We start from the raw sequence: 12,841 nt of genomic DNA, 5'->3' as shown, positions 1-12,841 counted from the left end.
CATCCCTCGTGGTCGAGGGCGACCGGACCCCGGCCGCACCCCGCGACCACGGGCCGCGTACCGGCGGCCGCCCCGGACGGCTCCCCCGGGGCGGCCGCCCATCCCCCGGCTAGCCCGAACGACGCGCTCGGACCACCAGGTCGTGCACGGTGTAGGTCGTGTCGTCCAGCGTCTGACTCCCGGCGCGCGCCTCGTCGACCAGGATCTCCCACTCTCCGACGGGGAGCACCGAGGTGACCGCGTCCCCCTCGTAGAACAGCTCCGGCCTCGGCGGGCGGGGCACACCGGTCTCCAGATCACGCGGATGGTGCGCGACCACCAAGAGCTCCCCGCCCGGGGCGACCGCCTCCGCCAGGAGGGAGAACAACCGCTTCCGGGGCTCAGGGGCCAGATGCATGAAATGCACACCGATCAGGTCGTAGGCGCCTCGAGGAGGCGTCCACTCGGTGACGTCCGCCTGCTTCCAGACGATCCGCTCGGCCGCCTCCGGGGAACGCTCGGCCACGTGGAGCTCCGCGCGTTCGAGGGCCACCGTGGAGATGTCGATCGCGGTCACCTCCCAACCGCGTTCCGCCAACCACAGCGCGTCGGCACCCTCACCACTGCCCACGTCCAGGGCCCGCCCCGGGGCGAGCCCCTCCACCTCGGCCACCAGATGCCGGTTGGGACGTCCGCTCCAGATCCGTTCCTGTGAGCGGTAGCGCTCGTTCCAGAAGTCGGCGCCCAGGGTCTCCTGCGCGAATTCGTGCTCGTCGGTCATCCGTCGACCACCTCCGCACCCACCTTCGCCCGACATCTCCGGAAGGGCAAGCTCCCTTGCCGTTCCGGCAAGACCACGTGCGAACGATCTCCGATCATCCGTGGCGGTCCGGACTCAGGGGTCGTCCGGGTCCGGGGCGCCGAAGTCGGCCAGGCACAGTTCCAGCAGCGCCAGAACGCGCTCGGTCAGCTGTTCCCGGTCGTGGGCGCGCAACGCGTCCCCGCCCTCGATCCTTCGGACCCGCCCCATCCCCAGCATCACGGCGGCGATCAGGGAGGCGTGCACCCGGGAGTTCTCCCGGTCCAGGTAGACCGCGAGCGGCTCGATGAACGCGGTCTTGAGCCGCCCCTGATAGACCGACTGGAGGTCGGGGTCGCCCGCCGAGTGGTCCAGGGCCCGCTGGAGGAGTGTCCCCTCCCCGTACAACCGGCTGACGATGTGCTCGGCCAGGCGCCGCGTCAGAAGCTCGGGAGGCCCTTCGGTGATGAGCCTGGGGAAGACGCCGTCCTCGCGCAGGATCTCGGTGAGCAGGCCGGCCTTGGAACCGAAGTAGCGGTTGATCAGCGCCACGTTCACCCCGGCGTGCGAGGCGATCATCCGCGAGGAGACCGAACCGAACCCCTCACTGGTGAACAACTCCTTGGCGCTGGTGAGAATGCGCTCTCTGGTCGCCTCACGACCTCTCCCCGGCGCGGGCGCGCCGCCCCCGGCCACTTCCGGACGCTCCATCTGCACACCCTTCGGGAACCACTGTCCGCTTCGAAATTCCAGGGTCGCACCTCGCCGACACATACGCATACCGGTAGAGACGGAGAGATACCGATTTGACAGGTCAACACCGTTTACATATACCGGAGCATGGATGCCCGCCCCCGGCGCTGCGCCGCGGGGCCTTTCGTGCGTCCGGAATCGGGGGACCCATGGAACAGTCGCTGCGCGGGAAGTCGAAACCGAAGGGACCCGCACCCGGTACACGGACACCCGCGGTCGACGACCTCACGACGAACCCCCCGAGCACCCCGGAGACCACCTCCTACCCCTCGCGCAAGGTCGTACGACGGATCATGGTCGGCCTCGTCCTGGCCATGCTCACGTCGATGCTCACCAACTCGATCATCGGCACCGCCCTGCCCACCATCATGGGCGAGCTCGGCGGACAGGACCGGCTGGCCTGGGTGGCCACCGCCGCGCTCCTGACCATGACCGCCTCCACCCCCGTGTGGGGCAAGCTCTCCGACATCTGGGGACGCAAGCTCCTCTTCCAGATCGCCCTCGGCGTCTTCATCGTCGCCTCGCTGGCCGCCGGCTTCGCCCAGAACATCAACTGGCTGATCGCCGCCCGAGCCCTCCAGGGCCTGGGCGTCGGCGGCCTGGCCACGCTGCCCAACATCATCCTGGGCGACGTCGTCTCCCCCCGTGAACGCGGACGCTACAGCGGCCTGATCGGCATGGTCTTCGGCGTGTCCACCGTGCTCGGGCCGCTGGTCGGCGGCTTCCTCGTGGACAGCCCCCTCGGATGGCGCTGGTGCTTCCTCATCACCGTGCCGCTCGCCGTGGTGGCCTTCGCCGTCATCCAGTTCATGTTCCGCATGCCCTTCACCCCCCGGCGCAAGGCCCCCGTCGACTGGCTCGGCGCCGCCCTGATCTTCAGCGCCGCCAGCACGGCGATCGTCCTGCTCAGTCTGGGCGGCACCCAGATCCCCTGGAACTCCCCCGCCGCCTACGCGATGGGCATCGGCACCGTGCTGCTGACCGTCGCCGCGGTCCTCGTCGAGCGCCGCGCCGCCGAGCCCATCATCCCCACCCGCCTGTTCCGGAACCGCACGTTCGTGCTGGCCTCCGCCGGTTCGGTGACCGTGGGCATGATGATGTTCGGCCTCATCATCTACATGCCGCAGTACCTCCAGATGGTGCACGGCATGAGCCCGACCGTCTCCGGACTGATGACCCTGCCCCTGGTCGGCTGCTTCCTGGTGACCTCGATCGGCTCCGGCTTCGCGATCAGCGGCAGCGGCCGTTGGAAGGCCTACCCGGTCGTGGGCATGGTGCTGTGCGTCCTCGGTTTCACCGTGCTGACCATGGCCCAGTACGACCCCGGGCTGACCACGGTGGTCGTCGGACAGATGCTCGTCGGCCTCGGCTTCGGGCTCAACATGCAGATCCTGCTACTGGCCACCCAGAGTTCCCTGCCGGTCGAGGACATGGCCTCCGGCACCGCCTCGGTGACCTTCTTCCGCAACCTGGGCGGCGCGATGGGCGTGGCCGCCTTCGGAGCGGTGATGGTCGGACGTCTCAACAACGCGCTCGCCGACGCGATGACGGCCGCGAGGGCCGAACTGGAGGCCGACGTCGCGGCCGGGACCGACTCCGGCGCCGACGAACTCACCGTGGGCCTGGAACAGGCCGCCGAGTCCGCGCAAGGGTCGCCCGAACTCGTGCACTCACTGCCCGATCCGATCCGCGAGGTCGTCGTGCACGCCTTCGACCACGCCATGCAGGGCGTCTTCGTGGCCGGTGTCCCGATCGCCGCGTGCGGTCTGATCGCGGTGACGTTCATGAAGGGGGTCCCGCTGCGCGGAGGCGGGCCGGCGCGGGCCGAGAAGTGAGCCCGATCGTCCCATGACCGGTTCCGTCCGTACGGCGGCTCCGACCCGGGGCCGCCGTACCGGCGGCGCGAACGCCCTCACCGGTCAGAGATAGCGGCGGAAGCCCTCGGCCGAGTTCTCGAACCCGAGAGCGGCGTAGAAACGATGCGCGCCCTGCCGGCTCTCGTGGGAGAGCAGCTCGATCTTGTAGCACCCCGCCTGCGCCGCCCTCTCCAGGGCGTCCTCCATGAGCGCGCGTCCGATGCCCTGGAGACGGGTCTCGGGGTCGACCACGAGGTTGTCGACCACCGCCCAGGGTTGGGCGTCATGGGTCAGGTTGGCCACGACCAGCAGGTCCAGGGTCCCGATGATCTGGCCGCGCCGCTCGGCGACCAGGACCGTGCGGTCGGGGTCGCTCTCCATCCTCGTCCAGGCGCGTACGGCTGCGGAGGACATGCGAACGTGCGCGCTCCGCGTGTGGGTGGTGTCACCGAGTTCGCGCAGGAGTCGCAGGATCGCACCGAGGTCGGACCTTATGGCCGCGCGGATAATCATGGCTGTCGGCATCGTAGCCGACAGCCTGCGACAAGGCGGACGTCACCCTACAACCGACCACAAAACGCCGAGGGCGGGACCAGTGGTCCCACCCTCGTTCCGTGACCGGCTCGAACGCGTTCTCCGCGTCCCTCAGGGCTTGCGGACGACCCGGACGCCCTCGTCCCCGAGCGGAGGCTGCTGAGGCCCCTCCGGACGACGGTAGACGCCGGTGACCCCCGGGTCCCCCGCGTCGGTCGGGGCGGCCGCCTGTCCCTGCGGCTGCTGGGGGCCGCTCTGCTGCTGCTGGGGCGCCGCGACCTGGGGCGGCCGGGCCGCGCCGGGGGCCTGCTGAGGTCCGCCCGTCCCGTCCGCCGGGGCCGGACCCGCGAAGCGGGCGCCCTGAGGAGGACGGGGAGCGGCGGCCTTGGGGTCTCCGCCCTTGCCCTCCTCCTTCTTGGGCTCGGCGACCTGCTCCGGCCTGATCCGCACGGTCGCCTCCTCCGGCTCCGGCTGGAGCGGCGGCATCTGGGCCGTGGTCGTGTTCTCGTTCTCACCCTCGGACGACGGAGCGGCGGCCTTCGGGGCCTTCTTCTCCGGCTCGCCCTCGGGCTTCTTCGCGGCCTGGGGGGCCTTGCCCTCCTGCGGGCGTCCCTGGGCGGGCTTCTTCTCCTCGGCCTTGGGCTCGGGGGTCTCCGCCGGAGGGGTCGTCAGGTCCTCGCGGGACAGCCCCGCCTCCAGGGCACCGGACTTCTCCTCCGCGGTGAGCAGGTCGGCCAGTGTGGAGTGCATGTCCTTGAGCCGGCGCAGCGCCTCGGCGTGCGTGGCCGTGAGCGTGGCCAGACGGCGGTCGGCCGTGTCGTGGATCTTCTTGGCGCGGGCCTCGGCCTCGCTCAGCCGACGCTCGCCCTCCTTCTGAGCCTGGTCACGGAGCTGGTCCGCCTCCTTCTTCGCGCCGGAGACCATCTCGGTGGCCTCGGTGCGCGCGGAGGTGATGATGCGCTCGGCGTGCTCTTCGGCGTCCTTGCGCTGCTTGGCGACCTCGTCCTCGGCCTTCTTCTGGGCCTCCTTCACCTCGGACTCGGCCCGGGAGCGACGCTCCTTGGCCTCTTCCTCGGCGATCCTGAGGATCTCCGCCATGCGTTCGCTGATCTGCTCGTGTTCCGGCTTGACCTGGGCCTTCTCACGGGCGATGGCGAGATCGCGCTTGTACTGCTCCAGCTCGTCGTCCATCCGCTGCAAACGCTCGCGGAGGTCCTTGAACTGGTTGTCCACACGCACGCAGTAGTCGTCGACGTGCGCCTTGTCGTATCCGCCCTTGCGTACTGTTTGGAACCTGTCTTGTTGCAGTCCGCCGCCCGGCAACATATTGCTCATGTGCTCTTCATGTCCTTAACACCGTTGACTGCACGTCGCAGATGGTGAGAATTTGCCCCATACATGTTCAAGAACACCCTGGGAGTCTCTTTTGAGATTCATGCCCTGAGTGTCCGTCCCACGCCCCGGCCCGGCACGATGGAGGGGCATCGTCCGAGAGCGGAGCGTAACGCCGTGGACACCGTCCAGACGACCAAGGTAGGCACGCGCCGCGCCGCCGCGTCAAGAGCCCTGACGGCCACGGCGCCATGCGGACCCTGGTCACGTTCTTACTAAGGTATGCGCGATCATCCCCATACGGGGGCCGAGCGGTCAACTTCCTCGCCCCGGCCCCGGGGCCGACTCCGGGAAGGACCTCATCATGGCCGGCACACCTGACGAAAGAGACTTTGAACGGGTCGACGGACCACGGATCGGAAGCGCGCCCTTCGGGGAACCCCGGATCCATCCCACCGCCTGGATCGCCCCGGGAGCGGTCGTGGTCGGCCGGGTCAGGCTGGGCGAGCGGAGCAGCGTCTGGTACGGCTCCGTGTTGCGCGCCGACACCGAGGACATCGTGGTCGGCGACCGCGTCAACATCCAGGACCAGTGCGGACTGCACTCCGACCCCGGACAACCCGCGATCCTCCACGACGACGTGAGCCTGGGTCACAAGGCGATGGTGCACGGCGCCATCGTCGAGGAGGGCGCCCTCATCGGCATCGGCGCGATCGTCCTGGGCGGGGCCCGGGTCGGCAAGGGTGCGCTCGTGGCCGCCGGTTCCCTGGTCGCACCGGGCAAGGTGGTCCCTCCGAACACACTGTGGGCCGGGGTTCCGGGCAAGGTCGTCCGGGAACTGAACGACGACGACCGTCTCGTGCTGGAGCACACGCCGACCGCCTACGCCGGCTACGCGGTCCAGCACCAGGACGTCACCTGGCGCTGACCCCGCGCAGCCGGAACCCATCGCTCCGGCCGGCGCCTCGATCGGCCGCATGGTCCTCTCGGGTGAGGGGCCACGCGGTCGACGACCCCGATCTCCCCCGAAGGGAACGGACACTCTGTGACTAGCCCGGGTGGTCCGGGCACTGGCCCACACGAGTCATGCGCGATGGGTTCCGGCGTCGTAGCCTGAGAAGTGCTCGCGCCCTATGGGAGCGGTGTTCCGTCGCGCCCGCCCCCGTCCCGAAGGCGTGGGACATCCGGCCGACCGCCGGCGCCCCTGATGTCCAGCGACGCCGTCGTCGGAGGTGAGCGCGCGTGAACCATGGACTCGGGGTACGCGATCGTCTTCACGACCATGTCGCCCTCGACGAGATCGAACTGTACGCCGAGGTGCTCATCGCGGTGGCCGACGTCGACCGCAGACTCAGTCTCGTCGAGATCGACCGTGTCCTCGGGCTCGGTACCGGCTCCGCTCCGGAGGAGACGGGCGAGACCGTCCACGTGTCCGTCCGAGCCCCGAAACCCCGGCCACGCCCCCAGGCCCCCGCTCCTCGGGACCCGGACCCCGAGACACCCCGAGGGTCCGGCCCGGACCACCCCGACCGACCTCCGACGATGCGCGGACCGTTCCCCCAGGACGCCCCGCCGCCGCGGCCTCCCGCGCCCCGCTCCGAGGAGCCGCCGCCCACGTCGGGGTCTTCTCCGAGGGGCCCCCTCGATCGCCTCCCGACCCCTGCCGCCCCTGGGCTTCCCCGGGTGATCCCCGGCCCCGCCGGCGGACTGCGCGGACCGTTGCTCCTCCACGTTCTGACCCGAGGCCTGTGAGACCGAATCGGCGTCGATCGATGCCGATTCGGTCCGTTTCGGCCTGATCCGGCCACCCTTCTCCCGAGCGCCGACCCCCTCCACCGGGTACTGACCCTTCTGAGCCCTCCAGCCGCAGCACGGCAGGCCGCCCCTCAGGAGCACAGATGCGCGAACCCGACACCCCCGTCCCCGACCGCGGAGAAGAACCCGGCCCGCACCGCGTCGACGAGGAGCCCGACAACGCGCGCAGGATCACCTTCACCATCGCGGTCCTGGTGACGTTGGTCTTCCTGCTGATCACCGCCGCCGGCCTCGGCCGTCTCCTGTTGGGCGACGACGACGCGGAACCCTCGGCGGCGGATCCCTCTCCCACCGGTGAAGAGGCCCCCGAGGAGCCCGAGACCACGGAGGGTCCCGGCGGAGGGGACACCGTCTCCGACCCTCGCTCCGGTCTGGCCTACGCACTCGCCGGAGAGGGGTGGACACGGCTCGGAGACGACCAGGTCCCGCCCGAGTACACCTCCTACACGGTGTACGGGTCTCCGGAGGATCCGGGGGCCGTCATCGTCACCGGAGGCGAGGAGCTGGGCCCCCTGGAGCCCCTCGCGGCCACCGCCGTCTCCATGGCCACCCGCATGGTCGGCCACCTGGCCACCGATGGCGGCGACCTGTGGGTCGAACCGTCCGGAGCCACGGAGGTGAACGGCCACCCCGCCTTCGGAGCGACCATGGGCGACGATTCCGAATCCGACGAGGAGGCCTACGGTCGCTTCCTGGTGGTGGAGCTCGAGGGCGACCAGGGCGCGTTCGTGCTCGGCCTCAACACCGACGGCGGGGCCGAGGCCACCGCCGACATCGACGCGGCCTTCGACTCCCTCACCACCCTCTGAACCCCCACGAGCCCCCGTGCCGTCCAGGTCCAGGACGGCACGGGGCAGGGCGTCTCACAGCGGCAGGACCGCACGGAGCAGGAACCCGCCCTCGCCGGTCGGACTCCCGGAGACCGTGCCTCCCTGAGCGGCGACGCGCTCTCTGAGCCCGGTCAGTCCGTTGCCTCCGTTCGTGTCCTTCTCGGCCCCATGGGCCCGGTCGTTGTGGATCTCCAGCACCAGCGTGTCCGCGCTCGCGCCTTCGCCCCGCACCGGGATGAAGGTGATCTGGCACTGCTCGGCGTCGCTGTGCCGCAGCACGTTGGTACCGCCCTCGCGCACCACCCACGCCGCCAGCGCGGCGGTCCGGGGCGGTACGTCGAGCCCGTCCAGGCCGGTGATCGTGGTCGAGGTCCCGCCGGAATCCAGGACCGCGGTGACGGAGGAGATCTCCTGTTCCAGGTCGATCTCCCGATAGCCGTTCACCGCCGACCGCACCTGGCCGAGCGCCTCGCGTGCCAGGCTCCGGACCTCGGCCATCTCCGCGGCGGCGCGCTCCGGGGCCCGGTCCACGAGTCTGCCCGCCAGCTGGGCCTTGACCGACAGCGCGGAGAGACTGTGCCCGAGCAGGTCGTGCATGTCGCGGGCGAACCGGAGCCGCTCCTCGGTGACCGCCAGCCGGGCCCGGGCACGCTGCCCGGCCACCGCTTCGAGACTGACGTCCCACAACCAGATCGTCGAGACCGTGCCGCCGGCGAACAGCAGCGCGATGAGGACGGCGATCAGCCACACCAGGGCGTACAGACCGACGTTGAGCTCCGTTCCGAAGTCGTAGCCGGGCAGGAACAACAGCGGTGTCAGCAGAAGGGCGAAGGAGACCAGAAGGCTGGTCCGCCGTGGCGCGAGGAAGAGCCCGATCCCCCACCAGGTGCCGACCGTGAGCATGCCGGTCTCCGGAGACTGCAACAGGAACCCGGTGGCGATGAGAAGAACCAGGGAGGTCCAGTAGAGCGGCGGGGTCGGGGCCCGGTTCCCGTTCAGCCGTTCCCAGATCAGGACGTTGAGGATGACGCAGTTCACCATCGTGACCACCGTCCCCACGGCCGAGGGCCACAGGGTCCAGCCCATGTTCAGGGCGGTGACGAGGTCGAGCACACCCCAGAAGCACATGACCAGACCGTTGAACCCGAACAGGACCATGATGATGAGCCGGGCGATCCTGATCCGGTGATCGTCTCTCTCCTCCGAGGTCTCACCGACGGCCTCGGATCTGTGGGAAGCGCCCTCGTCGGTGATACCCGGGCCGGACGAAGCGGCGACCCCTGGAGCACCGCCCAGGCCACGTGCGGGGTGCTCGGTCGCGCTCACCACGGAGTGACCGCCCGCCATGGCACCCGGAGGAGGTGTGCCCTCCCGAACAGGAAGGACCGCTCTCAGCAGGAAGCCGCCGTCGGGGGTCCGCGCCGCCGTCAGGGAGCCGGAGTTGCGCTCGACACGATCGGCGAGCCCGGAGAGACCACCGGCCGATCCGGTCTCGTCCTCCTCCCCACCCTCGGCGTGGTCGTTGGCCATCTCCACGACCAGCTCGTGGGAGGTGCCATCGGCCGATTCCGCCATCGAGAAGTCGATCCGACACCGGCGTGCCCCGCTGTGCCGCAGCACGTTGGTACCGCCCTCGCGTACCACCCACGCCGCCAGCGCCGCCGTCTCCGAGGGCGGGTTCAGCCCCTCCAGCCCGGAGACCGTCGTGATGGTGTTGTTCGCCTCCAGGACCGAACGGACCGCGCGCACCTCGGTGCCCAGGTCGAGGTCGCGGTAGCCGCGGACCACCGAGCGGACCTGGTGGAGCGTGCTCCGGGCCAGTTCGTGCACCCGCCCGATCCGTTCCTTGGAGGCCTCGGGGTCGGTGTCCACCAGGGTCTCCGCCCTGCGCGCCCCGACCTCCAACGCGCTCAGCTCGTGACCCAGCAGGCCGCGCATGTCCTCCGCGAACCGGAGTCGCTCCTCGTTCACCGCCAACCGGGCCCTGGCGCGCTCGCCCTCCACCGCCTCCCTGGTGGCGTCCCACAGCCAGAAGACCGGCAGGCAGGCGAACCAGGCCACCAGGACGATCAGGAGGAACACGACGGAGAGGAAGATGAGAAAGGGCCATGACTCGCCGTACGGCCCATAGAGGAGCGTGTGGCCGCCCAGCAGGAGGAGGCACAGGGGGATCACGTAGCGGGTCCGCGACCAGGTGCTCATGAAGGAGAGCAGGCACAGAACGTTCGCGACGAGACCGATCACGTGCAGCGGCGTCCGGAACAGAAGGCACACCAGGACGAGCGACCCCACCAGCCCCCAGTACAGGCGCGGGTCGGCCTCCCGTCTTCCGTTCAACCGCTGCCGGGTCATCGCCCATCCCAGCACCGTCATGACGAGGCAGAGGAGGAGGGCCACCACGGCCGGGCCGCTCTCGGTGACCGGCGTGCCCGGCGTCAGACGACCGGGGAAGTACAGCTCGTAGAGGGCCCAGACGGGGAAGACCAGCGCCTGAGAGGACAGGGTCCACAGGACGATCCACTTCAGGATCCGCTGTCGCCGGGTGTAGTTCCCACCCGCCCCGCCGTCCTCGGAGGTTCCGGCCGCGTCGCCTCCGATGACGGAGACCTCACGGTCGTCGGTCGTGTCCGACCCGCTCGCGACCATCGCCCCACCCACCTCGCCTTCACCGGTATCCGGTACACCCACTCTGTCCGGCACACCCCTTCCACGTTAGGTCGTGGAAGGACCCTCCGAACGCTCGTCCACAGGGCGGATTCCGGTCGTGGACGTGTTCGTGCCGGGAAGGCCCCCGTCCCGGGCCTCCCCGGCATCCCCGTCCGGCACCGTCACGGTCGACGGGGGTCCCACTTGAAGAAGCGACCGACGGCCAGCGCCAGGATCACGATCCACACGAGCATCACCGCGATGGAGGGGAGCGAGGCCGTCCACAGTTCCAGGGTCCCCACCGCCTCGGCGCCCTCGAAGCCACCGAAGACGTCGTACCCGGTGTAGGCGGCCTGGGCCATCTCCGCCGCCGGCGCGACCGGGAGAAGGCCCGCGACCGCCCCCACAGGGCCGGGCATCAGTTCGAGGGGGAAGAAGATCCCGCCGGTCATCAGTAGGAACAGCATCGGGAGGGTCGAGAACATCTGCGCGGACTCGGCGTTGCGCACCAGCGACGTGATCAGCAGGCCTACGAAGGTCATGGCCGTGGTGCACAGCAGCACCGCCACGCCCAGCAGGACGGGGTCGGCCGGCGTCGTACCGTTCATGGCGGAGATCACGGCTACCACCAGGGCGGTGAGCAGCAGGGTGAAGAGCAGGACGAGCAGGGTCACCCCGCCGAAGATCGCCGCCCTCGGCACCCCGCTCACACGGAGCCGCTTGAGGACCAACGACTCCCGGCGCGCGGCGAACACGTTGGAGGCGTGACCGATGCCCAGCATCAGACCGATACCGAGGAGCGCGGCCGCGATCGAGAGGTCGGTGGTGGTGTAGTCACCGAAGGCCGGAGCGCTGGGCATCGACATCAAGGGGACGAACAGCACCATCGGCATCAGCAGGTACAGCCAGGCCGTCTGGTAGCGCACGAAGAGGGTGAACTCGGTGCGGGTCAGACGTAGGGTCTGCGCGAACACGCTCGGGGCGGTCCGGGTGCCGGAGGCCCCCCGGTCGGAGGTTCGTACGGTGGTCGTGCTCATCGTGTTCCTCTGTTTCCTGCGGGTCTGTGGGAGATCGGGGTCGCGCGATGGTCGGCGCGTGGTCCCGGTGGCGCGGATCCGGCCGGTCACTCGGCGAGCAGGTCGGCGGTGCCGTCCGCGACCTGGAGGAAGACGTCCTCCAGGGAGGCACCGCGGACCTGGAGGTGCCGCAGGACCGTCCCCCGAGCGGTCGCCCAGGCCAGCAGGGCGGCGACGGCGTGGTGGGCCCGGTCGGCCACGCCTCCCCCGGTGACCGTGTAGGTGGCCCAGAGGGCCTGATCCCGGGTCTCGACCTCGCATCGTGCGCCCTCGACCTCGGGCAGGTCGGCCGTGCGCACCTCGTCGGGCACCTGGAAGCCCACCCGGTCGCCCCAGCCCGCGAGGACGTCGGCCAGGGTGCCCTCCACGTGGATCTCACCGCGGTGCATGATGGCCAGGCGGTCGGCGAGGCGCTCGGCCTCCTCCAGGTAGTGCGTGGTGAGCAGGATCGCCACCCCGCTCGCCTTGAGGTCGTTGACGATCCGCCAGGTCTCGTGCCTGGCCTCGGTGTCCATGCCCGTCGTGGGCTCGTCCAGGTAGAGGACCTCGGGCCGGGAGATGAGCGCCGACGCCAGGTCCAGGCGGCGCTTCTGACCTCCGGAGAGCTGACGGACGCGCAGCCCGCGCTTCTCGGTCAGGTCGACCAACTCCAGGACCTCGTCGACGTCCCGGGGGTCGGCGGCCAGGTCCCTGGTGAGGACGAGGTTCTCCTCGACGCTGAGATCGTCCATGAGTCCGCTGCCCTGAAGGACCGCGTCGGCGCGCTCGCGGACCCCGGCGGGCTGGCCGAAGGGGTCCTGCCCGAAGATCCGTGCCATGCCGGAGGAGGGCTTTCGGAAGCCCTCCAGGGTCTCGATGGTGGTGGTCTTCCCCGCGCCGTTGGTGCCGAGGAGGGCGAAGAGCTCTCCGGGGCGGATCTCGAAGGAGACCCCCTTGACGGCCTCGAAATCGCCGTACCTCTGTCGAAGGTCGCGGACGACCACCGTCGGTTCCGCGGTGGTGTGGGGGGCACCGTTCTCGACGGCCGTGGCGGTGTTCTGTGTCGTCATGTTCCGAGGATCCCGTGGGCGAGGGTGCTCGCGACAGACGCCGCTGTCACCGTTCCCTCATGTCAGGCGCCCGTCCGGACCACTGACAAATGTCATCTCCGCTCCTCGCCTCGACCCGTTCATACGACGGAAGGGGCGGGACACCTCTCGGTGTCCCGCCCCTTCCGTTCGC

At 70.1% G+C, this 12,841-nt stretch carries 11 protein-coding genes; 4 read left to right on the top strand and 7 right to left on the bottom strand.

What is annotated here, in order from left to right; genetic code table 11:
* Positions 1-109 precede the first annotated feature (109 nt).
* Both TR33_RS18345 and TR33_RS18340 read right to left on the bottom strand, forming a co-directional pair.
* Positions 110-760, bottom strand: coding sequence for a class I SAM-dependent methyltransferase (locus TR33_RS18345; RefSeq protein ID WP_042284406.1), 651 nt, complete (start codon positions 758-760; stop codon positions 110-112).
* Positions 761-874: 114 nt separating this feature from the next.
* On the bottom strand, positions 875-1,489 hold the full coding sequence (locus tag TR33_RS18340) for a TetR/AcrR family transcriptional regulator (RefSeq protein ID WP_014909400.1): 615 nt from the start codon (positions 1,487-1,489) through the stop codon (positions 875-877).
* A 191-nt stretch (positions 1,490-1,680) separates the two neighbouring features.
* Here TR33_RS18340 and TR33_RS18335 point away from each other — a divergent pair, with 191 nt between their 5' ends.
* The gene (locus tag TR33_RS18335) at positions 1,681-3,366 is read left to right on the top strand and encodes an MDR family MFS transporter (protein WP_042284403.1); all 1,686 of its coding nucleotides are present in this window, start codon (positions 1,681-1,683) and stop codon (positions 3,364-3,366) included.
* An 84-nt stretch (positions 3,367-3,450) separates the two neighbouring features.
* Here TR33_RS18335 and TR33_RS18330 read toward each other — a convergent pair whose 3' ends face one another.
* Together TR33_RS18330 and TR33_RS18325 are read right to left on the bottom strand one after the other, a co-directional pair.
* On the bottom strand, positions 3,451-3,900 hold the full coding sequence (locus tag TR33_RS18330) for a GNAT family N-acetyltransferase (RefSeq protein WP_042284401.1): 450 nt from the start codon (positions 3,898-3,900) through the stop codon (positions 3,451-3,453).
* Between the two features lie 132 nt (positions 3,901-4,032).
* Entirely contained in the window at positions 4,033-5,247 is a 1,215-nt protein-coding gene (locus TR33_RS18325) for a F0F1 ATP synthase subunit B (RefSeq protein WP_042284400.1), read from the bottom strand.
* A gap of 370 nt (positions 5,248-5,617) precedes the next feature.
* On the opposite strand from TR33_RS18325, the gene TR33_RS18320 reads away from it, so the two are divergent.
* The 3 genes from TR33_RS18320 to TR33_RS18310 all read left to right on the top strand — a co-directional run bounded on the left by TR33_RS18320 (position 5,618) and on the right by TR33_RS18310 (position 7,877).
* A complete protein-coding gene (locus TR33_RS18320; RefSeq protein WP_017533086.1) occupies positions 5,618-6,181 on the top strand; it encodes a gamma carbonic anhydrase family protein in 564 nt (187 codons plus the stop codon).
* A 314-nt stretch (positions 6,182-6,495) separates the two neighbouring features.
* Positions 6,496-7,005: a hypothetical protein gene (locus tag TR33_RS18315; protein WP_042284398.1), complete on the top strand. Its 510-nt coding sequence runs from the start codon at positions 6,496-6,498 to the stop codon at positions 7,003-7,005.
* A gap of 146 nt (positions 7,006-7,151) precedes the next feature.
* Positions 7,152-7,877, top strand: coding sequence for a hypothetical protein (locus TR33_RS18310; RefSeq protein ID WP_017533085.1), 726 nt, complete (start codon positions 7,152-7,154; stop codon positions 7,875-7,877).
* Between the two features lie 54 nt (positions 7,878-7,931).
* Here the strand turns inward: TR33_RS18310 and TR33_RS26110 are convergent, their stop codons facing one another.
* The 3 genes from TR33_RS26110 to TR33_RS18290 all read right to left on the bottom strand — a co-directional run bounded on the left by TR33_RS26110 (position 7,932) and on the right by TR33_RS18290 (position 12,669).
* Complete coding sequence (locus tag TR33_RS26110; RefSeq protein WP_084570278.1) at positions 7,932-10,544, bottom strand: sensor histidine kinase; 2,613 nt, start codon at positions 10,542-10,544, stop codon at positions 7,932-7,934.
* A gap of 182 nt (positions 10,545-10,726) precedes the next feature.
* Entirely contained in the window at positions 10,727-11,581 is an 855-nt protein-coding gene (locus TR33_RS18295; RefSeq protein ID WP_017533083.1) for an ABC transporter permease, read from the bottom strand.
* 86 nt (positions 11,582-11,667) lie between these two features.
* Positions 11,668-12,669: an ABC transporter ATP-binding protein gene (locus tag TR33_RS18290; RefSeq protein WP_042284396.1), complete on the bottom strand. Its 1,002-nt coding sequence runs from the start codon at positions 12,667-12,669 to the stop codon at positions 11,668-11,670.
* Between the last annotated feature and the right edge of the window lie 172 nt (positions 12,670-12,841).

Origin of the sequence: Nocardiopsis alba, assembly GCF_000710955.1 — a bacterium.
GTDB lineage: Bacteria > Actinomycetota > Actinomycetes > Streptosporangiales > Streptosporangiaceae > Nocardiopsis > Nocardiopsis alba.
This window is presented reverse-complemented; position numbering and strand designations above follow the sequence as displayed.